Origin of the sequence: Bradyrhizobium viridifuturi, from assembly GCF_001238275.1 — a bacterium.
Taxonomy (GTDB): Bacteria; Pseudomonadota; Alphaproteobacteria; order Rhizobiales; family Xanthobacteraceae; genus Bradyrhizobium; species Bradyrhizobium viridifuturi.
This window is the reverse complement of the sequence record NZ_LGTB01000005.1, coordinates 1-21,307: the sequence shown is the minus strand read 5'-3', so window position 1 is coordinate 21,307 and position 21,307 is coordinate 1. Positions and strand designations below refer to the sequence as shown.

Sequence of the window (21,307 nt, the reverse complement as noted above, 5' to 3'; positions counted from 1 at the left end):
GCATGTCTCTTTGGAACCGACACAAGATCTTTGAGAAGAACTCGATCATCCTGATCGCAGCATCCTTGCCGTGATCGCGATTGGGGGACTGGTCGAGATCACGCCGCTGTTCTACCTCAAGAGTACGATCGAGGTCGTGGAGGGCGTACGACCATATACCCCGCTTGAGCTTGCAGGCCGCAACATCTACGTGCCGCGAAGGCTGCTATGTTTGTCACTCGCAGATGATCCGGCCATTGCGTGACGAGGTCGAGCGCTACGGACATTACTCGCTGGCCGCCGAGAGCATGTATGATCACCCGTTTCAATGGGGCTCGAAGCGTACCGGCCCGGACCTCGCACGCGTCGGCGCGAAATATTCCGATGAATGGCACGTCACGCATCTGACCAATCCGCGGGCCATCGTCCCGCGGTCGGTCATGCCCGGATACTCGAGGCTGGCGCACACCGAGCTCGACCTGACCGACATGGCCGCACAGCTGCGCACCAACCGGGCGGTCGGTGTGCCCTATACCGAAGATCAGATCAAGAACGCGGTCACTGACTTGAAGACCCAGCTCGATCCTGACAGCGCGGACCGAGCCTCGTTCCAGAAGCGCATCCGAAGGCGGCTGTGCGCAATTTCGACGGAAGCGTTGGCAATCCGACCGAACTCGATGCGCTCATCGCCTACCTGCAGATGCTCGGAACGCTGATCGATTTCAAGCTCTACGACGAAAAAGCAATCTGCGCTGAAGGATCGTGTGATGAAAGCCGTCGAGAACCTGGCGTCAAGCTTCGTCGTAAGTCTCTGGACGCCGTTGTTTGTCGGCATCTTCATGGCCATTGTTGTTTATGCGCTGTGGCCTGGCAATAAGCGGCGTTTTGACTCTGCGGCGCGCTTGCCGCTGTGCCGGGATTGACAGGCCATGACTGACCGCGACTTCGATCAGATTTCCGGCCGCTCCACGACGGGGCACGAATGGGATGGCATAAAAGAGCTCAACACGCCGCTGCCGCGCTGGTGGATCTCGACCTTCTACGCCACCGTTCTTTGGGCGATCGCCTATTGGGTCGTCTATCCGGCCTGGCCGCTCCTCTCTAGCTACACGACCGGCGTATTTCATTATTCGGCCCGCGCGAGCGTCGCCAATGATCTTGCCGGGCTCGAGAAGCTGCGGGCGGAGAAGATGGCAGTTCTCGGCAAAGTGTCTCTGACAGAGATCGAGACGGACCCGGCCCTGCTGGCACTGGCCCGTGCCCGGGGCAAGACGGTGTTCGCAGACAATTGCGCGCCATGCCATGGCAGCGGCGGCGCAGGTGCCAAGGGTTATCCCAATCTCAACGACGATGACTGGTTGTGGGGCGGATCGCTCGATCAGATCCAGCAGACCATCCAGTTCGGCGCACGGTCCGGCCATGCCCAGGCCCATGGGGGGCAAATGCTGGCCTTCGGCCGCGACGGCATCCTCAGGAAAGATGAGATCGCCACGGTAGCGAATTACGTGCGATCGCTGTCTGGCCTGTCAACAGTCGCCACTTTCGATGCCGCGGCCGGCGCAAGGATCTTTGCCGACAATTGTGCGGCCTGCCATGGCGAGAATGCCAAAGGCAACCAGGAGCTCGCGCGCCGAATCTGACGGACCACATTTGGTTGTACGGCTCGGACGAGGAGACGCTGATCGAGACGATCAGTTATGGCCGCGCGGGCATCATGCCGGCCTGGAGCGGGCGGTTCGATCCCATCACGATCAAGGCGCTTGCGGTCTATGTGCACTCGCTCGGTGGTGGACAATAGGTGAGATGAGCCGAGAAGCCACCGGCCCATAGACGAGGCTCTAAGTCAGTCACCCGTGCCAGATGTAAGGTCGGCCATGAAGCTAGCCCTGAACAAGACTGGTCCGCGCGATGACCCGCCGATCGGCGAAGATGGGCCTCTCTATACAGCTCATAAGAAAGTCCATCCGCAGAGCGTCTGCGGCAATTTCCGCACCATCAAATGGCGGCTGATGGTGGTGTGTCTCGGCATCTACTATTTGCTGCCGTTCGTGCGTTGGCGTCGTGGCTTGGTCGCCCCCGACCAGGCGGTGTTGCTCGATTTTCCGAACCGGCGGTTCTACTTTTTCTTCATCGAGCTGTGGCCGCAGGAGCTTTATTACGTCACCGGGCTGCTCGTGCTTGCGGCGCTGGCACTATTCTTGATGAACGCTCTGGGCGGACGTATTTGGTGCGGCTATCTCTGTCCGCAAACGGCATGGACCGACCTGTTCTATGCGGTAGAGCGTTGGGTCGAGGGCGACCGTCGCGACCGGCTGAGGGCTGCTGCACGCCCGATGACAGTGGAGCGGGCGGCAAAGCGCGTGCTAAAGCACGTGGTGTGGCTGATGATCGCTTGGTGGACCGGTGGTGCCTGGGCGCTCTACTTTGTCGATGCGCATACATTGGTGCGCGATCTGGCGACGTTCCAGGCGCCCGCGATCGCCTATATCTGGATCGGGATCCTGACCGTTACGACATACTTGTTGGCCGGCTACATGCGCGAACAGGTTTGCGTGTATATGTGCCCTTGGCCGCGCATCCAGGCCGCGCTCACCGATGAGTGGGCACTCAATGTCACATACAAATACGATCGCGGCGAACAGCGCTGCTCATTGAAGAGGTCATTCGATCTGCGCGCGCGGTGGAAAGATCGGAGACTGCATCGACTGCAATCAATGCGCGGCGGTCTGTCCGACCGGCGTCGATATTCGCAACGGCGCCCAGCTCGGCTGCATCCAGTGCGGGCTATGCATCGACGCCTGCGATGCCGTCATGAAGAGGATCGGGCGCGCAGGTCGCCTGATCGGTTGCGACAACGACATCAATATCAGGCGCCGCATGGAAGGCAAGTCGGAGCTCTTCAAGCCGGTGCGCCCGCGGACGATCGTATATGCGTCTTTGATCTCGGTCGTCTGTGCGATGATGCTTTATGGGTTGTTGTCCAGAACACTGCTCGACGTCAACGTGCTGCACGATCGTAATCCGATGGCGGTCAGGCTCAGCGATGGTTCGATTCGCAACGGCTACACGGTACGCTTGCTTAACAAGCGCGGCTTCGACCGCGTCATAGCGATCCACATCGATGGGCCACCTCAAACGTCCGTGCACGTCGTCGGCGTAGATTCTGTGACCGTGGAACGACCGACGATTGTCTTGGCTCGCGATACTACGACAGAACTGCGGCTATTGGTGACCGCGCCGGCCGACGACACGTCGGAACGGTCGATGCCGGTCACATTTCGGGTCACCGACATCGGCCTCGGTGAGGTCGCCTCCGCAACGGACCACTTCGTCGTCCCCCAAGATTACCGACGGGATCTTACCAATGACCGCATCAAATCCAGTCGCGCGGCCCATCACCGGACGCTTTGTCCTGATCACCATGCTCGCTTTCTTTTCGGTCGTGATCTGCGCCAATTTGATCATGATGCGCTTTGCCATCACGACGTTGCCGGGAACCGAGGTTGACAGCGCCTACAGCGCGAGCCTCGCCTATCAGCGTGAGATCCTGGCGGCGAAAGGTAGGTCCTGAAACCCATGAAGGGTGCGACGATCGAGAGCCTTGGGGGCGGTTTCATTTTGCGGATGTGGCGATGCATTGTTCCGCAAGCGACGGCCTCGTCAGCTTCTGGAAAGCCTATCCAGATAGGATCAGCTCAATTGAGTTCGTGGACGTGAGGCTGGCGTGGACCCGTATAATTCCGATCCATCCAATGTATCCGCTTGGTCCCAGGTGCAGCACCCCGTCTTGGAAGAGCATCAGGGCGGCCATGCCGGGCAAGCGGGCTTTGAGCAGCACTTGGCCGAGGCGCGCCCACCCGATCCGGGTCTTGTCTCTGGTGGCGGCCGCAACCACCATCCTCATCTCTCTGCAGAACATCGGGACATTATCGATAAAGCGATTGCCCAATATGCGGATCAGAAAAAGCCGAACCTGAAGACGGTTAAGCGCTATACTCAGGCGCTTCGCCGACTTGGAAATCATCTTGGCGCTCATCGCCTAACGATTGTTCTGGGGGACCACGAGTCCCTGGTCCGTCAAGTCAAGACTTACTTCCCAAAGGACGAAGACATGAAGAAGGGGGTGAATATCCTTCGTTCGTATCATGATCCGAGCTATGTAGCTTCTGGCGGGCGGCCGCGAACGATCCCCTCAGCGGAAGACGCGCCCCTCTCAGAGCGGCTTAACGCCAGCGGCATGACGTCGGGCAGCGCTGCTCGCCATGATCGTAGTCTTCGCAGATTTTCTAACGCCCTTAAATCTGCGGGCTACTCGATATCCGGATTGGACCACGCTGCGCGCATTGAATTTGCCCAGAAGTTGTTCCCGAAGGACGAGCATCTATTGTTCGCGTTAGGCAAGGTCAGCGATGCCGAGCACGTTTCCGGAGCGCGAGCGTCTCGGAAACCCCGCGGTCATGCTGTCCGGTCGCCCACACTGCATCTTTATCCCGATGACGCCCGCATCATCGATAGCCTGGAAAAGGCAGAGCTGAGCCTGCTCAAACCGGAGGATACGAGCCGGAGAAAAGTTGTTCAAAATCTGGCCGGCAACCAACGCAGATTCGGCGCTTGGCTCCAGGGGAACGGGCGAGGGAGCATAGTAAGCCGGCTCACCGGCACCAGTGAGCAGCAAAAGTCGTTGAACGACGATCACACGGACTTTAAAAAAGCCAGTCGAAACGCTGACATGGGCTTCGATCGTCTTCGGAGCTACCTAAGGCTCGTCGAGGCGAACGCAGCGCTGGGCGTCTCCCCTGAGCAGGCCAGCGGGGAGCCGCGGCGCGAGGAGTCGAGCTTAACGTGGTCGCCGCGCCTGCCGCACGATTTTGAGTGGCCGACGCCGGAAGCGGTACCAGAGGGGTCGTCGGCGATCTACCGAGCATCGACTCTTTCGTCGACCTGCCGTACACTTTGCCGGAAGTGAGAGACGATGCTCAGTCAGCGCCGGTGGGTGGGGCTGCCGCCAAACCGCCGCTCTTCACCGGACCATCGGGCGGGCCAGCTCAGTCGGCAGACACCTTCCGCGGTCTTCGGTCTTTCGTTGATCTGCCGTACACGCCGCAGCAGATGCGCGACGATGCTCAGTCAGCGCCGGTGCTCAGCCCTGCCGGTAAACCCGCGTTCGTCGTCGGGCGGTCGGGCGTACCTCAGGAGCTTGAGGACATCGGATACCGAGTCGACGCGGATTGGCAGGATGGCCGCCAGCCGGTGCCGGATTTCTTACGCAATGTCCTGGATAACATCGGGGTCCTGCCGACCCAGTTCAGCGACCCAACCCAGATCTCCGTCAATGGTAAGGCCCGCTCGATCCCATTGGGGCCGCTAGGACGCCGCGGTGCGCAGGTCATCCATCATCCTCGCCCGTCTCCCGTCCCGGGTGCTCAGATCGGCCCCTCGGCTACCGTTGCCTCTTCCGGCCAGCGCAGCGACGCCGTGCTGGGCCCCACGCAATGGCTGGGTGACGAACATATCCAGCGGGACTATGAGCTCTTGGCGCAGGAATTGTTGCAGAACAATCCGGATCTCGCCGCTCGGACGCGGTTCGTGGATCCCCTGATAGCCCAAATGTTGCGATCCCCCTCCAAGGAGGTCGCCGAACGAGCATTAGGGTGGATTCGCCATGATACCGCCGACTTCCTGTTTCTGCCGGTAAGCGATGCCAGCGATACGGATAGACATCAGCGCGGCAGTCACTGGTCGCTGCTGCTGGTTGACCGCCGCAATTGGGGCCGGCCGATTGCCTATCACTATGATTCCACCCAAGGATACAATGACAGGCTCGCAGCGGAACTCGCAGAACGGCTCGACGCTAACCCGCAACAGGCCCCGATAAGACAGCAGCAGAACGGTTATGACTGCGGCGTCTTCGTCGTCGACGGCACTCGGGAACTTGTAAGACGATTGGCAGCAAGACGGCCGGACCTGGACCTCACCGATCTTGTCATCAGTCGACCGGCACTGCGGGACCGACTAGGTGCTGGTGTCGGCTCCAGCTGAACAGGGCGCGCGCCTGTAAATGCGCTTCTCGCCGATCGACAATCCGCAATCGGTGTGTTCGCAAAGCATCATAGTGTCTCACTTGAAGAACTGAGTACGCAGACGACGAGACCACCTGATCGACGCGTGAACGCGGGCACGGCGAGCTCCATGGATGGCATTGCGTGAAGGTCAGGCGACCTGCTGATCGGCGGGCTTGTCGGCTCGTCCAGGAGCTTCCATTCCCCGGGCAGTAATGCGCCATGATCAGCAACAAATATTCAGCAGCACGTCTGGCTATCGAGACACCGCAAGGTCGTTTGTCCGGCAAGCTTGAGGCCGGCCTCGCGGCGGGGAAAAAGTCGACGTCGGTCAGCTTTGGATGGGTCAGGTTAAGCCATGTATCGCGCCTTGGCCCATAAGGTGGCCGCTTTCTTCGCGACGAAAACTGGAGGAAGATCGCGCCATCAAGGCTGAAGCGGTGGCCGCTCATCCTCATGTCAGCCGAAGCCTCCCTATGAGAGATCATCGCGGGCAGTCAATCGCAGCTATTGCCCTTCTCGCCCCGCGTCAAGCGCGGTGAAAGCTGGCCGTTCAAAGCAACAGACTCGTCCCTCCAACTCTGAGCCGAGACCGGACGACGGGTGCGAAGTGGAGATTCGATCCGGCGTTCTCGCCAGCGCAAGAAGGCTCTGACTGTCTAGACAGCGCAGCGCGCCAAGCTAGTGGGCGACCGTGGTAGGGATTGCTGCGATGTGTCACGGTCATCGAGCGTTAAGCCTCCACGCCTAATACAAATCACGAACATGCCTGATTCGGAGTTTGTTCAAGCTTACCATGCCCTGCTTGCTCGCTTCCTTCCAGCAACATGTTGGTCTGCGGGCATAGCTTCGAATAACCAGGCGAAGCCTCTCGGCACCTGTACTAAGTTTACAATAGTCGAGTGCCTCGTCTTCTGAACACGTATCATGGCGCGAGTTCCTATGATTGCCTCTTTTTTACGGTCGTCGCTCCGAAAAAACTATGTTACAAGCCGATCCTCTCAAAAGGAGCATTCACTGTGAAAAAAGCAACTAAGAAACGCGTTAAGCGGCGCGAGTGGACCAAGGCAGATATCAAAGAGCTCAAAGTCCATTCGAAGGCTCGGACTCCCGTCATAAAAATTGCAAAAATGACCAAACGCAGCGTCGCTGCGTTGCGCCAGAAGGCATTAAATCTCGGAATAGGACTCGGACATCAGCGGTAGCTTACTTGGCAGCGCTGGTAGCCGGCACAAAAGGGTGGCTCGCAGGCCGCCCTTTACGTCCGTTAAAATTGTTTTGCAGGGCCTGCCAATTGCTGTGGAAAGAGCTTTTCACGCGCATGGTTTGTCACTCTCGTGGAACGGGCTCCAGTGCTTCGTCATCTTTGAGGTTAAAGCAGTAAGGCCGCGAAGGCCGCTTTGCTCTTTACGATCGAGAGCGATGAGACAATCTTACGACCGGTCCTGCTTCGAATTGTTCCAGTTTCGATGGTCGCTCGTTCCCGTTAAGGATCGTAGAATGCTGCGGATCGCTTTGAAGGGCTACGATTGTTCTCGGTGACGGCGAGACGGAGTGCTCCAAATAGCAAGCCGCATCCCTGCAAGTCATGACCCGCACGCCGCCGCAGTCGAAGCTCATGCTAGGCTAAAGCTTTGGCGTAGGCGGTGGCCGCGGAGCTTGTTGGTGAACTTGAACTCCCAAGCGATAGGGCGCGCTCAGCAGCAATTGAAAAAGCGCCCTGTTGGCTTGATAGACGGCGGCGGAGCGATTGCGTGCTGAACCCATCATCACCTGCAAGCCTTCGGCGGTGTGAAGGGACCATAACCACCTTCGACCGCGCCGCGTCACGAAATATTCGAAAGCCCGGAGAGTCCGATGATTGGCCAGCTTCATTTCTGACGATTGTTCGTTTTGGTCTTCTGGATTCCAGAGCGGGCCTTCTCCAAGCGATGCCTCACTGCGGCCAGCCCGGCCATGAACTCGCTTGATCCGTCATGGCCGAATTCGTCAAAAGCCTGTACATCCTGCGCTTCCTCTCGAGGCGTCAAACTTGCAAGATGCTTGCGCGTTTTGGCAGTCAGCGACATCTGGACTACTCGCGCATCGGCTGTGGATGGCTTGCGCCGCAAGAATCGCTTTTTCTCCAAGATTTTTGAGTGGGTCGTGACAAAGGAAGGATCGACGTGCATCAAGCGTGACACCAGGTTGACGGACACACCTTTTTCTCTGCCCAGATAGTCCACTGCCATCAGGATCATCCATTGTGGCCCAGTGATGCCAAGCACATCGGCACGAAATTTGGCGAGTTCTTCGAGGCAGGCACTGATCGATCTGATCTCCCACATGAACGGCCGGAATATCTCCTGTCCGTCAGTGGAGATACGATAAGGCGCGGTTGCTGGACTAGGTAAATCCGGCGGCATCGTGGGCCAGGGTTCCATCCTTTACAGACTTCCATTAGCGCGGATTAGAAATCGGGACAACGCCGCAAGAACAAGCAAGTCAGATAGTTGGTACAGTTCGGACCGATGTGGGACTTGCGACGGGCAGGTTGGTAGACGTGCAAAACCCTCATTGTGTTGGCCGAGCAGCGGCAGGCAGTTGCGCCGGGGCCGATATCGCGCGCTGAAAAGATTTGATCCGATCTGCCATTTGAGATGCCCTCGTTCTTTGTTCCGCTCGCCGGCCTGTCCGCTCTATATGTCGAACTTCTCCGGTGTACGCCGAGCACCAGGGAAGTGCATGTTGCATTTGCGTCTTCAATGGGCTGGCAAGCAGAATCGCGTCGACTGTATTTGATATCGCCCCATGCCCCGCGGTCGTTGCCCGGCAAACTTCCGTATAGTTCATTCCATCTTTCCCATATGCGCAGCAAATCTTCGTGCAGTTGCGCTGGTCCTTGACTTCGCCTTAACTGTCGAGCAATCGGGGCGATCACAGCTGTCAAACGCTTCTGCGATCCCCGCCCAACCGATTGAACTTAACGGCTCTCAAATCATGAGTGGCAGCCGAAATCCTCGTAGCAGTAACGCTTGGTATACGAGCGGACGCCTCAACTGAGGCTAGGGCCGGCTTCATTTCGCTCAATCGAACGCGGCTCGCTCTTCGAGAGGACCTGAATTATGAGTTGTGCTTCTGGCCGTTCGCCTGCGGTCTGCTTTCTCCTCGGACTTCCGCGAGCCGGGACGACACTCCTGGCGCACCTGCTCCAACGCCATCCAGACGTCCTGGCTCCGCCTGAACCCTGGTTGATGTTGGCACTTGAAGCTTTTGGAAGGGTGGATCAACGCCACCCGGCAGGACCCTCGTTGATTGAGGTCGCAACCTCCGAATTCCTAGGACGCATCGATCGGACGATTGCGATCCGGGCTTTTGCCGATGCAGCATACGGTCAGTACCTGACAGCAGCGGGCAAGCGGATCATCATAGACAAAACGCCACGCTATTGGACGGCGCTCGAATTCCTTGAACGTGTCTATCCAGAAGCGTCACACATCCTCTTGCTGCGCAATCCTTTTGCCATCGCGGCTTCACTGAAATCCACGTGGGGCATCCCGCTTCGGGCCGAGAGCTCCTATTCGGTCAGCGTCTCCAGCCTCGCCGATCTCATGCTCCGGCTGCCCGATGTCATCATATCTTCACTCGCCGATTTGGTTCTGGGCTTTCCCAGGCTGGCAGCGCACCGCACGCGCGCGCAGACACAGCTGGTGCGATATGAACTCGTGGTGGCGCATCCGGACCAAGAGATTCGGCGCCTGCTATTGGGGCTCGGCTGTGATCCGGCGGCCGCCGCATATGCGAGCATGGGACAAGTAGATTATCTTCGATCCAGCAGCTTCGGAGATCGAAAGATCCTGGAACGAAACGCGGTCGATCAAAGCTCTATCAAGACATGGCAATCCCAACTAAGCGTCGAAGAGATGCAAACTGTGACCGATCTGGTCGGCACCAAGCTTTTGACAGAACTCGGCTATGAGGAGGACCTGCTGCTTGCACAGCAAGCCGGAGTTGTCGATAGGGGACCTCATCTAACTGAACTCTATCGACAGATATTCCAAACCTGGTGGGATTTACGAGCTGGCAAGGCGGCAGCATCGTCCGGGCCGTATCAATCCGCGCAAGTCCACACTGCTCGGCAGCTTCCAGAGAACGTTCGTGCCACGTGCGACATGTCCGTGGTGCAGGCGCAAGATCTGTCCGCCCCCAGCTTTGCCGAAAATGTGCTGCTGGCCGATCCAATGAAAGCGCAGCTGCAACAGGCACTGTTGGCGTCAGAAGCTGATCGAGCTGCAGGGCTCGATGCTATTCGGACTCGCGACGCGGCTATTGAGATTTTGCGAGGCGAGGTCGCGCGGCTTGAGCAGATCGTCAATATGGCTTAGGGTGATCTGGATGCTTGCGATCAAAACACGCTGGCTGATTTAGCCAGACTTCCTACCACTCAACGCGTTGATCTGCGCCAATAACGTGTGAGGCAGGCGCCGGCGGCACCACGGTGGAATGCGACATGCCCCGAGAGTGTCAGTCAGTCAGCTGCGCAACCGGCATTTGATCGCTTGGATAGCGACGCGCAGCGGCGAGCTCGCACCCGACATTCCTCCTCTGGGCCGGGGCTGCAGAACCGAGATCCTGCATCGAAAAGAACACATATGCTGCCAAAACATCTGCGTCGTCTTGAAGCTGAATCGATCGAAATCATGCGTGAGGTGGCCGCCGAGTTCAAAAGGCCGGTCATGCTTTACTCGATCGGAAAGGACTCGAGCGTTTTGCTGCACATCGCAATCAAGGCGTTCTATCCAGCAAAATTGCCTTTCCCCCTGCTTCACGTCGACACGACCTGGAAGTTCCGCGAGATGATCAGCTTCCGGGACGCGACGGCCAAGCGGCTCGGCGTCGAGCTGATCGTCCATGTGAATGAGGAGGGTATTGCGCGCGGCATCAATCCGATCGACTCCGGCTCGGCGCTTCATACCCAGGTGATGAAGACCGACGCCCTGAAGCAGGCGCTCGAGCTTTACGGATTTGATGCCGCGCTTGGCGGAGCCAGGCGTGACGAGGAAAAGAGCCGCGCCAAGGAACGGATACTGTCCTTCCGTTCGGCCGGACACGTATGGGACCCCCGCAACCAGCGGCCGGAGCTCTGGAGCCTGTTCAACACGCGGATACGGACGGGCGAAAGCATGCGCGTGTTTGCGATGTCAAACTGGACCGAGCTCGACGTATGGGAATATATCATGCTTGAAAAAATCCCGGTCGTCCCGCTCTACTTCGCGAAGCAAAGACCGACGGTGCGCCGAAACGGCACGACGATCATGGTCGACGACAGGCGATTGCCGCTCAACTGCGATGAGACGCCGCAAATGCGCATGATCCGCTTTCGCACGCTGGGATGTTATCCCTTGAGCGGGGCCATTGAATCCGATGCGACGACGATCGAAGACGTCGTCGCAGAAATGCAGACTGCATCGGTGTCGGAGCGTCAGGGTCGCCTGATTGATACCGATGAAGCCGCTTCTATGGAGAAGAAGAAGCGGGAAGGTTACTTCTGATGACTTCCATAGCAATATCGAAACCTGTCCACCCTCGTGCAAGGGACCAGCTGCGATTCATAACGTGCGGCTCGGTTGACGATGGAAAATCGACCCTGATCGGCCGGTTGCTGCACGACAGCAAGATGATCTACCAAGACCAGCTTGCGGCAGTGAAACGCGACAGCATCAGGCACGGCAGCGCCGACATCGACTTCGCGCTGCTCGTGGATGGGCTCGAGGCCGAGCGGGAGCAGGGCATCACGATCGACGTAGCCTACCGCTTCTTCACGACGTCGCGGCGCTCTTTCATGGTGGCTGACACTCCCGGCCACGAGCAGTACACCCGCAACATGGCAACCGGTGCCTCGAATGCGCAGCTCGCAATCATCCTGATCGACGCCCGCAAGGGTGCGTTGGTTCAGACTCGCCGCCACTCCTTTATCTGTTCGCTGCTTGGCATTCGCCATGTTGTGCTGGCAGTGAACAAGATCGACCTTGTTGCATACAGCAAGGTTGCTTTCGATCGGAGCGTCGCCAGCTATCTGGCCTTTGCCGCCGGCCTTGGCTTTAGCTCGATTGTTCCGATCCCGATCTCCGCCCGCCATGGCGACAACGTCGTTGATCGGTCCGCTCATACCAAGTGGTATAATGGTCCATGCCTGATCGAGCATTTGGAGAGCGTCGATATCCAGTCCGACACCGCAAGCCAGGCATTCCGCTTTCCAGTCCAATGGGTGAACCGGCCCGACCCGGACTTTCGCGGCTATGCCGGATCGGTGGCTTCCGGCAGGATCTCGGCAGGCGACGATGTCGTTGTCGCCGCATCCGGACGCACCACCCGTATCAAGCGGATCGTGACCCAGGACGGCGACCTTGTCCATGCCGAAGCCGGCGATGCCGTTACCATTACGCTTGAAGACCAGATCGATATCGGCCGTGGCGATCTTCTGTCGCGGCCAACCGAACGCCCCAGTGTCGCCGACCAATTCGCCGCTTATCTGATCTGGATGGACAGCGACCCGCTCGCTCCCGGACGAAACTACATCCTGCGAATTGGCTCGCAGACGGTTGCCGGCAGCGTTACCGCAATCAGGTATCGGATCGATGTCAACACGTGTGAGCACCTGGCGGCCGAGACGCTTTCTCTCAATGAGATCGCGTTCTGCAATGTTGCGACCGCACTGCCCGCCGCATTCGATCCTTACGACGTCAACCGGAAAACCGGATCATTCATCGTCATTGATCGTTTCACCAATCGTACGGTCGGCGCCGGCATGATTGCGTTTCCGCTGCGGCGGGCCACCAATGTTTCCTGGCGGGCGCCTTCGGTGGGCAGGAGTGAACGCGCCGCACTCAAGCATCAGAGGCCTTGCGTCGTCTGGTTCACCGGTCTGTCTGGCGCGGGAAAGTCGACAATCGCAAATTTGGTTGATCAGAAGCTGCTCGCGATGTCGCGGCATGCCATGCTGCTGGATGGTGACGACCTCCGGAACGGATTGAACGCGGACCTGGGCTTCTCGAAGGCTGAGCGGGTGGAGAACATTAGGCGCGCCGGACAGGTTGCCAAGTTGATGCTGGATAGCGGCTTGATCGTGATCTGCTCGTTCATCTCCCCCTACAGGTCCGAACGAGACATGGTTCGCAGCCTGATTGGCAAGGACGAGTTCGTCGAAGTCTTTGTCGATACGCCAATCGAGGAATGCGCAAGGCGGGATCCAAAAGGTCTCTACTCGAAGGCGAAAGCCGGTGAGATCAAGAATTTCACAGGCATCGATGCGTCCTACGAAGCGCCGATAAGGCCGGAAATTCATCTCAGGACGACGGAGCAGACGCCAGAGCAAGCAGCGGAAGTCGTCATCGCCGCCGTGATGGCGCGTACGCTCCTCTGCGATGAGCGGCGATAAGCCTGTCGCCTCGTCGTCGTGGATGCCGCTCACCAGGCTACTGGTCTGGCAAGGGCGACTCGGATTAAGTGGGAGCATCGATCGGATTCGTCGATGCTAAGGGATTAAGATGGTTGCATCCACTCGTCGATTGCCGGCTTCGGGTTATGTGCTCGAAGTCGATGGTCAATTGAAAACCGAGTTTGCGACAAGAGACGGCGCCTGGGCAGGAGCGCAAGAACTTAAGAGGCGCCGTCCCATGCTCCAGGTCAGAGTGTACGACGCCATGACGAAGGACAGAGAGGAAGTCAGCCTTCCAGTCTAAGTGTTTTCAAGCGTCCTTTTTTCTGCGTGGGGCCAGCGCCGCTCTGAGCTGCTGTGCAGGCAGAGCCGCAGTGTCCTGGAGCCTCGATCTCGTCCGCAACACCGAGACTGAGGGGCTAGGTTACCGCTTTTTCCTCAGCCACGGCGTCTCACGCTGTCCGCCGGGACTACTTGACGCGCCCTCAGGCCATTTCACTTTATCATCGGTAGTGTTCGAAAGGCTATTGAGGGCGTTGGCTGGGTTCTATCAGGACAATGCCGGAGCTGCCCTGCGTAACTGTAAGCGGCGAGGCGATGACCATTTCATGCAACCGGTAGTCGCAATCCTGAGAAGGGGCGGTAAGAGCGGCGAACCGGAGCCAGGAAACCTGCTGCCAGCTTTGGTCATGCGCAATGCGTCGGACGGGGTGACCTGAGGCACTGGTTGGCCCGTTAAACTTCACCACGGCGCAGATCCAGATTGCAACGTCAACGCGGCGGCGCAATCGCGCGACACGAGCTGACGCCAGGATAGAAGCCGCACGAAGCGGTCAAGCACGTTAGCCCAGCAGAGCGGCATGAAACCTGCACCGCGAGGGGGCACCAACCCTGATAAGTAGGAAATGCCACCCAACTCCACTGCCGTTGCGACCAGCGCAATTGTCCACCTCGTGCTGCGAATGGCCATGATCATCCGATGCTGTATCCGTCGGTTCGTCTTCAGTCTGAACGGACCAGCTTTGGCGTGCGCGGCGCTTATGCAACAGGAAACGTTCGTGACCAAACTCATGCCTAGACGCGCTACCGAAGCAAGATCATGTTCACATATCTAAAGCTTGCCTTAGACGACGCATCGGCGGCCTCGCGTAGTCGTATCATCTCGCTCTATGCCTTCTTGTTGGTTATCAATTGCTTGGCCTGGACCTGGGCCATCGTAGCGCTGTCCGACAGGCCGACGCTGCTGGCGACAGCCTTGCTGGCCTATGTGCTCGGCCTTCGGCACGCCGTCGATGCAGATCATATTGCGACCATCGACAATGTCGTTCGCAAGCTGATGCAGGATGGCAGGCACCCTCTCGCGGTCGGACTTTTCTTCGCCTTTGGCCATTCCTTGTCGGTTGCAGTAGCGGTCGCCGCGATCGCTGCTGCGGCGCTCGCCCTGCAAAGCGGTTTCCAGGAGTTCCGGGCGGTCGGCAGCATCATCGGCACCGGTGCATCAGCCTTCTTCTTGCTGACGATTGCTGCCATCAATCTTGTGATCCTACGGGATGTCTGGCGGAGCTTTCAGCGTGCGCGGCGTGGCGAACGAATTGGAGAGCATGAGTTCGATCTGCTTCTGTCCGGTCGTGGCTTGCTGTCCCGGCTCTTGCGCCCTCTGTTTCGCATGGTGACGGCGAGCTGGCAGATGTTCGCGGTCGGTCTGTTGTTCGGCCTCGGATTCGATACCGCGACGGAAATCAGCCTTTTCACCGTCGCAGCCGGTCAAGCTTCGGGAGGGCTGGACTTCAGCACGGTGATGATATTTCCGGCTCTCTTCGCCGCCGGCATGATGCTTCTCGATACGACCGACAGCGTCTTGATGGTCGGGGCGTATGGCTGGGCTTTCCTCAATCCGATCCGCAAGATCTGGTACAATCTGACCATTACGGCAATCTCAGTCGTCGTGGCGTTGCTGATCGGCGGCATCGAAACACTTGGCCTGCTCGCCAATAAATTGGCCCTTGAAGGCACCTTCTGGAGCGCGGTGGACGATCTCAACGCCAGCTTGGCCAATTTCGGCTATCTCGTAGTTGGCATCTTCCTGGTCAGTTGGGTGCTGTCATTTGCGATCTATCGCTGGCAAGGACTCGAAAAGCCGCTCAAGCCGGGGTGAGCTCATACGATCGGATAAACTTCGGCTCCAGAAGCCTCCAAGCTTAAGCGCGACTCGATGCGCGAACGCATCTCGGTCGGGGAGTTCCCGCTCGTTGTGATGCAGCATGGGGATTTCCTGAATGATTGATCCCCCTAGTCTCACACTTGACAGTTTTGTGGAGCTGTTCCGCTATCGTTGATAGCAGACGTCATATCTGGTACCTCGCGCCTGCAGGGACACTGGTGCAAACCGACATCGGGCGGATACGCGTTCTGAAGCACAGCAAGGTAGATAGTTGGATCGTGACGGTTGTCATCAAGAAAAATGCCGACCACAAGCGGCTTCGATCACACAAGCTGCGTGACTAGTGTCGCCGGCGCGACCCAAGCTGTGGGCTGACCAGGAAGGCGGGCATGCTAATGCTGCAATCCTCAGCTGTTCGATCGAGAGGAGCAACTGAGACGGTTCGCGGTCGGCTGAGGCGACTATCGTTGCACATGATGACAAGATCAATCCAATCACCGCACTTTTCAGCGTCATCCGCTTCGAGGGTCTGACATCGAACAATGTCGGGTTCAATACCACCGGCACACAAGCGATACGAAATAGCCGATCGCAAGCGTTCAGAAGCGTGAATAGTTTTGCCGCTCTATGGCCAAGCCCACGGAGTTCCTGAGTTCCACTGGTTCGCTGCGTCGGTAATAGCCGGCAAAGCGGCTTGGTCGTGCGGCTAGAACAGCCTCCGATATTGAGTTCGAAAGTCACCATGGAATATCGGCAACACCCTATGACGATATTAGTCATCGTCCGGCCTACTTCACATCTGGGTAGTCCGCTTCTCCGCCTTTCGATGTCATGAAATGTTGGCATCGCTCTTGCTGGTGCACAACAGGGTCAGTCGAGTGCTTAAGAAGCCGCCCAAGTTCTTCCTGTCGCGTGATCAACTGCGTCGCTTTCCATCGGACGGCAAGCGACGCCTCCAGGAATGAAACATCTGCGTCTTCGATGCATCGAGCCCTAATCGACCGCTCGCTAATAGCCGCCAGAGGTGACCGGTCGTTGGTTCATCAACTCAAGTGTACTGACCAGCTCCTGCCCCTGAAGCGACCGCGGATCGGGCTAGCGACCTCAGAATGCCGGTTAGATAGCTATGTTTGGTTTATCGACCAGGAACGACGCGGTACAGGACCAATGTGGGAATGACATGATCGAAAATGACATGATCGAAGACGGTCTCGCAGGCGCACCGCGGCAGTGCGACCAGTCTGCACTGCAATGTGCGCACTTCTTGAAACCGATCGCACGAGCCGTTCGTCTTCGTCGGAACGAGCCGAGGGATGATCGCAGGTGCAGAATGAATCTGTGATCAGGCGGCGGGATTTGCTGGCGCTGATCGGGACCATCGCCGGCAGTTCGGCGATGTATCACGCGATGACGAGCCTCGGCTTCGCATCCGAGTCCGCCTATAAGGGGCCGCTCAAGCTCGCGGGCGACGTGAAGGGCGCTTCGGTGCTGATCCTCGGCGCGGGACTTGCCGGCATGACGGCGGCGCTGGAGCTGCGCAAGGCCGGCTACAAGGTCCAGATCCTCGAATTCAACAGCCGTTCAGGCGGCCGCAACTGGTCGATCCGCGGCGGCGATAGCTTCACCGAGCTCGGCGGCTTCAAGCAGACCTGCCAGTTCGAGCAGGGGCTTTATCTCAATCCCGGCCCGTGGCGGATTCCCTATCATCACCGCGCGCTGCTCGACTACTGCCGCCGCCTCAACGTGACGCTGGAACCCTTCATCCAGCTCAACCACAACGCCTATCTGCACGCGACGCGTGCATTCGGCGGCAAGCCGCAACGCTTTCGCAGCATCAAGGCCGATTTCCAGGGCGGGGTGGCGGAGCTGCTGGCGAAGATCAGCCAGCAGGGCAGGCTCGACGAGTTCGTCACCAAGGAAGATCAGGAGATCCTGCTCCAGGCGCTGCGCGACTGGGGTGCGCTGGATCGCGACTACAAGTACAATGCCAACCTCGGCTCCGCCGAGTTCCGCGGTTATGCGCGCGATCCCGGCGGCGGCTTGATGGGCGATCCGCTGCCGAGCGACCCGATCCCGCTCCAGGAGCTCTTGCGGTCGCGGATGTGGCGCTATCTGCAAAGTTTTGCACGCTACGATTTCCAGATGACGATGTTCCAGCCGATCGGCGGCATGGACATGATCGGCAAGGCGTTCGCGCGCGAGGTCGGCGATCTCATCCGCTACAATTCCAAGGTGACGCAGATCCAGCAGAACGGCTCGGGCGTCACCGTGAGCTATGTCGACACCGCCAGTCCATCGGCGGTGCAGCAGGCGACCGCCGACTGGTGCATCTGCACCATCCCGCTGCCGATCCTGAGCCAGCTGCCGGTCGACGTCGCGCGCCGATGAAGAATGCGATCGATTCCTTGCCCTATGCCGCCTCGGTGAAAGTCGGGCTGCAGTTCAAGCGGCGGTTCTGGGAGGAGGATGAGGCGATCTACGGCGGTATCAGCTACACCGACCTGCCGATCCAGCAGATCGCCTATCCGAACTACGGCTTCAACCGCGGCGGCCGCGGCCTCCTGCTCGGTGCCTACATGTATGGCGGCGCCAATTCGTTCGAGTTCACCGCGATGACGCCGGCCGAGCGGGTCGCCAGCGCGGTCGAGTTCGGCGCCGCGATCCATCCGCAATACCGAAGCGAATTCGAGCACGGCGTCGCGGTGGCCTGGCATCGCGTGCCGTTCACGCTCGGCTGCGTCGGCCAGTGGACCGAGGCCGCCCGCGCCCAGCACTACCGCAATCTGTGCCAGATCGACGGCCGCATCGCGCTGGCAGGCGAGCACGCCTCGCAGCTGCCATGGCAGGAAGGAGCGATCCTGTCGGCGATCGACGCCATTACCCGATTGCACGAACGCGTGGTGAAGACGTGATGATGCGGGCAGACACAGCCGTCGCCGCCGCGCTGGCGTTGCTGCCGACAAGCGCGACCCTTGGAGAGGACAACGCCACGGGCAAGTGCACCTTCTCCTCGGACCGTGGATTTCTAACCAGCGATGACGCTGTCGACCTCCCTGAGGAACTGGAGACGCGCTGGGTCGGCGATGGCTGCGACTGGCGTCCGTCAGGGAGCCTTGCTTGTCAATGTGACGTCGACAGTGCCGTCTACTGGGAAGGCAATTGGGCTCAACAAGATGAAGGGCAGGTGCGGTCTGCATTCATCGAGTATGGCCTGATCCGAACTGATAACGGCTAGCCGCTATCAGTTCAAACCGTTCTCTTAAGGCACGTGCGGAATCGATTTCGGGAGGAATAGGCAGATGGGAAATCGTTACGTGCCACTCATTGGGATGGTTGCGTTGGCTAGTCAGCAGTATCTGGCGATCGCGTTCATCTATTCGGCCATCCCGTGATCCTTCGGGGCAACGGTGCCAGCTTGGAACTGGTCGGCCTATATGGCACCGCTTTCTTTGCATTCACCGTTAACTTCCTTTGGGCCCCGGTGGTGGATCGATGGAGCCTCAATCGTCTCGGGCTGAGACGTTCGTGGATCTTGCTGACCCAAGTCGCCAGTACCATTGTGCTGGCAGCGATGGCGTTCTTGAATCCAAAAACCGATTTTGTCGCGCTTTTCCTTGTTTCCCTGGTACTTGCGACCATTGCTGCCACGCAGCGGATCGCATCTTTGGGCTATATAGCCGAAGCTCTCACTTCCAGCGAACGGCCGCTCGGCGCAGCGCTGCTGGGTCGGGGGCGGGCCATCGGCCATGTCATCGGCGGCGCCGTCTGCCTCCAATTGATCGAGATGGTCGGTTGGCGTCCAGCTTTGTTGGGTTTGGCGATACTGCTAGCCGTTTTCGCTGGTTGGGTGTTCGCTATTTCTGAACCGCTCCAACGCAGCGACCGATGGAGCTCGACGCAGCGCCTCTCGATCTCCGCGATCTTTCGCTACCATGGTCTGTGGACGACTCCCGCATTGATCGTGCCGGCAGTTATCGGGATCGCTGTGGCGTTCGCGACGGTTCAGTTACGGCTCGTTGACCTCGGCTTCGCCGCAGCTGACATTGGATGGATCGGAGCGCTTTCGAACGTATTGACGTATACGGTGGTAGCGCCGCTGACCAGCGCCATCATCGGCCAAATGGCACCGCAGCGAGGCTTGATCGGGGGCTGCGCAGTCATGGCGTTAAGTTTCGGCGCACTTGCGATGGTTGATCGCTACGTCAGCGTTCGCGTAAGCGCCGTCGTGGGCGTCGGCATCGTTTTCGCGGCACTCGCTGTTCAGCATGTTACATTCACGAACTGGTTTCTCGGGCTCGCCCGGCCGGGCAAGGCAGGGACAGATGTCACGTTTCTGACTTCGGTAATGTCGGCGTCAGCGTTGGTGGGCTTCGCAGCGAGTGGGTTTGCCGTGGCGAGGTTTGGTTATGCTGTCACGCTGATACTCCCGGGCCTCGGCTCTGCTCTCTCCGCCTTGCTCGGCCTGGCATTGCTCCGTCAATCTGATAAAGAAGGGCCGGCGAGGGTTAGTAGGCCCTTGCCTGCGGAGCAAATTGTCGGCGCGAGGGAGTTACGGAATGAACGACGATGATGCAGTGATCACGCTGATTGGCCGCACCTATAGTTTTGAATCAGCTCATCGCCTTCCCCATCTCCCCGATGGCCATAAATGCAAGAACCTACACGGCCACAACTATCGTATGGAAGTGGTGATGCGCGGAGGGGTGGACGCGAGGGGCTTCGTGAGGGACTTCGCTGAGATGGATGCCGAACTGGAGCCGCTGTTGAAGCGCGTCGATCACCGACTGCTCAACGATGTCGATGGATTGGAGAACCCAACCGCCGAGATCATCGCCCGTTGGTTCTTTGATCGCATTTCCAATTGCGCGAGTGTGCGGATTTATGAGACCGCCGATTGTTGGGCGGAGGTTGCGGCTTATGGCGGCAGTCTAAAAGGCACGCCGAGTTAGTCGGGGGTGGTGAAACGCCAACGATGCCGGGCAATGTGCCGGTGCTCGGCGGCGTCCGCGTGTGCCTAGGTAAGAACTCGGCCGATATTTCAGCAGCCGTGCCATCGATGTTCTCACCGGGTCCGTCAACGATCACCCGAAACTGCCTCTCGACAGTTTGTTGCCACGGCCCGAGGGAAACAGTTGGAATCAGGTTTAAGTGAACCCATCAAGTGAGCAACAAAACGTGTCATCGAGAATTTTTCTGAGGTGAGACTCGCTTCTCGAAATCGGCTGAGTAAAGCGCTTCCTGGAGAGCCGAAATGAATCTGAGGCCGCGGCCTACGGCACACCCCCGTGAAGGGATCGTGAGAGGCTGGCGCACGAGCCAGCTCCTAATTCGCCGCAAGTACCAGGCGAGCCTCGATTTGTCCTTTCGCCCCCCCAAACCGGCATGCATTCTAATGCATCCTACGGACCAGATGTTGATCTTCTCAGCGCGTCTGTTGCCGAAACTCTCCACCATTAGCGCTTCGGAAAGAAGGCGCGGGTGTTTGAAGGAGCCACCCGCGCCAAGTTTGCTTCGCCAGCTTGGCCGCCTTGGGGGGTGTGAAGATAAACAGCCAAGCCGATAAGATTCGCAATTCATGTGCCAAGTGGGTCACCATGCAAGAGTAGCAAACAGGCAGTACTCGACAGAGCGCAGCGGCTAGTGTTCTGTCCCCTAAGTCCGTAGCATAGTTATTGCATTGGTTTCGGGTAT

Annotated in this window: 15 protein-coding genes and 3 pseudogenes; 17 read left to right on the top strand and 1 reads right to left on the bottom strand. The window is 58.7% G+C overall.

Features of this window, described 5'->3' with window-relative positions; genetic code table 11:
* Positions 1-2 precede the first annotated feature (2 nt).
* From ccoO to ALC15_RS41500, 8 genes and pseudogenes are all read left to right on the top strand, one after another.
* Positions 3-724 (top strand): annotated as a pseudogene (ccoO, locus tag ALC15_RS44740) (cytochrome-c oxidase, cbb3-type subunit II); the annotation flags it as partial.
* A 22-nt stretch (positions 725-746) separates the two neighbouring features.
* On the top strand, positions 747-902 hold the full coding sequence (locus ALC15_RS06430; protein WP_050404864.1) for a cbb3-type cytochrome c oxidase subunit 3: 156 nt from the start codon (positions 747-749) through the stop codon (positions 900-902).
* A gap of 6 nt (positions 903-908) precedes the next feature.
* Positions 909-1,777: pseudogene (gene ccoP / locus ALC15_RS06425) on the top strand (cytochrome-c oxidase, cbb3-type subunit III).
* A 76-nt stretch (positions 1,778-1,853) separates the two neighbouring features.
* Positions 1,854-3,318: pseudogene (ccoG, locus tag ALC15_RS06420) on the top strand (cytochrome c oxidase accessory protein CcoG); the annotation flags it as partial.
* Positions 3,319-3,343: 25 nt separating this feature from the next.
* The gene (locus tag ALC15_RS06415) at positions 3,344-3,550 is read left to right on the top strand and encodes a FixH family protein (RefSeq protein WP_083992268.1); all 207 of its coding nucleotides are present in this window, start codon (positions 3,344-3,346) and stop codon (positions 3,548-3,550) included.
* 216 nt (positions 3,551-3,766) lie between these two features.
* A complete protein-coding gene (locus ALC15_RS43110; protein ID WP_210168579.1) occupies positions 3,767-4,945 on the top strand; it encodes a hypothetical protein in 1,179 nt (392 codons plus the stop codon).
* A complete protein-coding gene (locus ALC15_RS47520; RefSeq protein ID WP_050626553.1) occupies positions 4,852-6,018 on the top strand; it encodes a Ulp1 family isopeptidase in 1,167 nt (388 codons plus the stop codon). Before ALC15_RS43110 ends, ALC15_RS47520 begins: the two co-directional genes overlap by 94 nt.
* Before the next feature lie 1,039 nt (positions 6,019-7,057).
* Positions 7,058-7,243, top strand: a complete 186-nt coding sequence (locus tag ALC15_RS41500; RefSeq protein ID WP_083992266.1) for a hypothetical protein — start codon at positions 7,058-7,060, stop codon at positions 7,241-7,243.
* A 666-nt stretch (positions 7,244-7,909) separates the two neighbouring features.
* Here the strand turns inward: ALC15_RS41500 and ALC15_RS06395 are convergent.
* Positions 7,910-8,443 carry a MarR family winged helix-turn-helix transcriptional regulator gene (locus tag ALC15_RS06395; protein ID WP_050626613.1) on the bottom strand — a complete coding sequence of 178 codons (534 nt, stop codon included), beginning with the start codon at positions 8,441-8,443 and terminating at the stop codon, positions 7,910-7,912.
* A gap of 699 nt (positions 8,444-9,142) precedes the next feature.
* Here ALC15_RS06395 and noeE point away from each other — a divergent pair.
* The 9 genes from noeE (at position 9,143) to queD (ending at position 20,565) form a co-directional block, all read left to right on the top strand.
* Complete coding sequence (gene noeE, locus ALC15_RS06390; RefSeq protein ID WP_050626552.1) at positions 9,143-10,402, top strand: nodulation protein NoeE; 1,260 nt, start codon at positions 9,143-9,145, stop codon at positions 10,400-10,402.
* A 231-nt stretch (positions 10,403-10,633) separates the two neighbouring features.
* Positions 10,634-11,569: a sulfate adenylyltransferase subunit CysD gene (gene cysD / locus ALC15_RS06385; RefSeq protein WP_283806250.1), complete on the top strand. Its 936-nt coding sequence runs from the start codon at positions 10,634-10,636 to the stop codon at positions 11,567-11,569.
* Positions 11,569-13,455, top strand: a complete 1,887-nt coding sequence (gene cysN / locus ALC15_RS06380) for a sulfate adenylyltransferase subunit CysN (protein ID WP_050626550.1) — start codon at positions 11,569-11,571, stop codon at positions 13,453-13,455. Before cysD ends, cysN begins: the two co-directional genes overlap by 1 nt.
* Before the next feature lie 1,099 nt (positions 13,456-14,554).
* Entirely contained in the window at positions 14,555-15,610 is a 1,056-nt protein-coding gene (locus ALC15_RS06370) for a HoxN/HupN/NixA family nickel/cobalt transporter (protein ID WP_050626549.1), read from the top strand.
* A 1,329-nt stretch (positions 15,611-16,939) separates the two neighbouring features.
* The gene (locus ALC15_RS06365; RefSeq protein WP_244485952.1) at positions 16,940-18,004 is read left to right on the top strand and encodes an NAD(P)/FAD-dependent oxidoreductase; all 1,065 of its coding nucleotides are present in this window, start codon (positions 16,940-16,942) and stop codon (positions 18,002-18,004) included.
* Positions 18,001-18,528 carry a flavin monoamine oxidase family protein gene (locus tag ALC15_RS45930; protein ID WP_244485951.1) on the top strand — a complete coding sequence of 176 codons (528 nt, stop codon included), beginning with the start codon at positions 18,001-18,003 and terminating at the stop codon, positions 18,526-18,528. The genes ALC15_RS06365 and ALC15_RS45930 overlap by 4 nt, the downstream gene beginning before the upstream one ends.
* A gap of 2 nt (positions 18,529-18,530) precedes the next feature.
* On the top strand, positions 18,531-18,851 hold the full coding sequence (locus ALC15_RS06360; RefSeq protein WP_128089442.1) for a hypothetical protein: 321 nt from the start codon (positions 18,531-18,533) through the stop codon (positions 18,849-18,851).
* Positions 18,852-19,004: 153 nt separating this feature from the next.
* A complete protein-coding gene (locus tag ALC15_RS06355) occupies positions 19,005-20,186 on the top strand; it encodes an MFS transporter (RefSeq protein ID WP_050626548.1) in 1,182 nt (393 codons plus the stop codon).
* Positions 20,173-20,565, top strand: a complete 393-nt coding sequence (gene queD, locus ALC15_RS06350; protein ID WP_050404855.1) for a 6-carboxytetrahydropterin synthase QueD — start codon at positions 20,173-20,175, stop codon at positions 20,563-20,565. Before ALC15_RS06355 ends, queD begins: the two co-directional genes overlap by 14 nt.
* Positions 20,566-21,307: the final 742 nt, after the last annotated feature.

What these genes read in the sequence shown, in the direction of transcription:
- ALC15_RS06430 (WP_050404864.1), top strand. Translation starts at nt 747, where the DNA reads ATGAAAGCCGTCGAGAACCTGGCGTCAAGCTTCGTCGTAAGTCTCTGG.
- ALC15_RS06415 (WP_083992268.1), top strand. Translation starts at nt 3,344, where the DNA reads ATGACCGCATCAAATCCAGTCGCGCGGCCCATCACCGGACGCTTTGTC.
- ALC15_RS06395 (WP_050626613.1), bottom strand. Translation starts at nt 8,443, where the DNA reads ATGCCGCCGGATTTACCTAGTCCAGCAACCGCGCCTTATCGTATCTCC.
- noeE (WP_050626552.1), top strand. Translation starts at nt 9,143, where the DNA reads ATGAGTTGTGCTTCTGGCCGTTCGCCTGCGGTCTGCTTTCTCCTCGGA.
- cysN (WP_050626550.1), top strand. Translation starts at nt 11,569, where the DNA reads ATGACTTCCATAGCAATATCGAAACCTGTCCACCCTCGTGCAAGGGAC.
- ALC15_RS06370 (WP_050626549.1), top strand. Translation starts at nt 14,555, where the DNA reads ATGTTCACATATCTAAAGCTTGCCTTAGACGACGCATCGGCGGCCTCG.
- ALC15_RS45930 (WP_244485951.1), top strand. Translation starts at nt 18,001, where the DNA reads ATGAAGAATGCGATCGATTCCTTGCCCTATGCCGCCTCGGTGAAAGTC.
- ALC15_RS06360 (WP_128089442.1), top strand. Translation starts at nt 18,531, where the DNA reads ATGCGGGCAGACACAGCCGTCGCCGCCGCGCTGGCGTTGCTGCCGACA.
- queD (WP_050404855.1), top strand. Translation starts at nt 20,173, where the DNA reads ATGAACGACGATGATGCAGTGATCACGCTGATTGGCCGCACCTATAGT.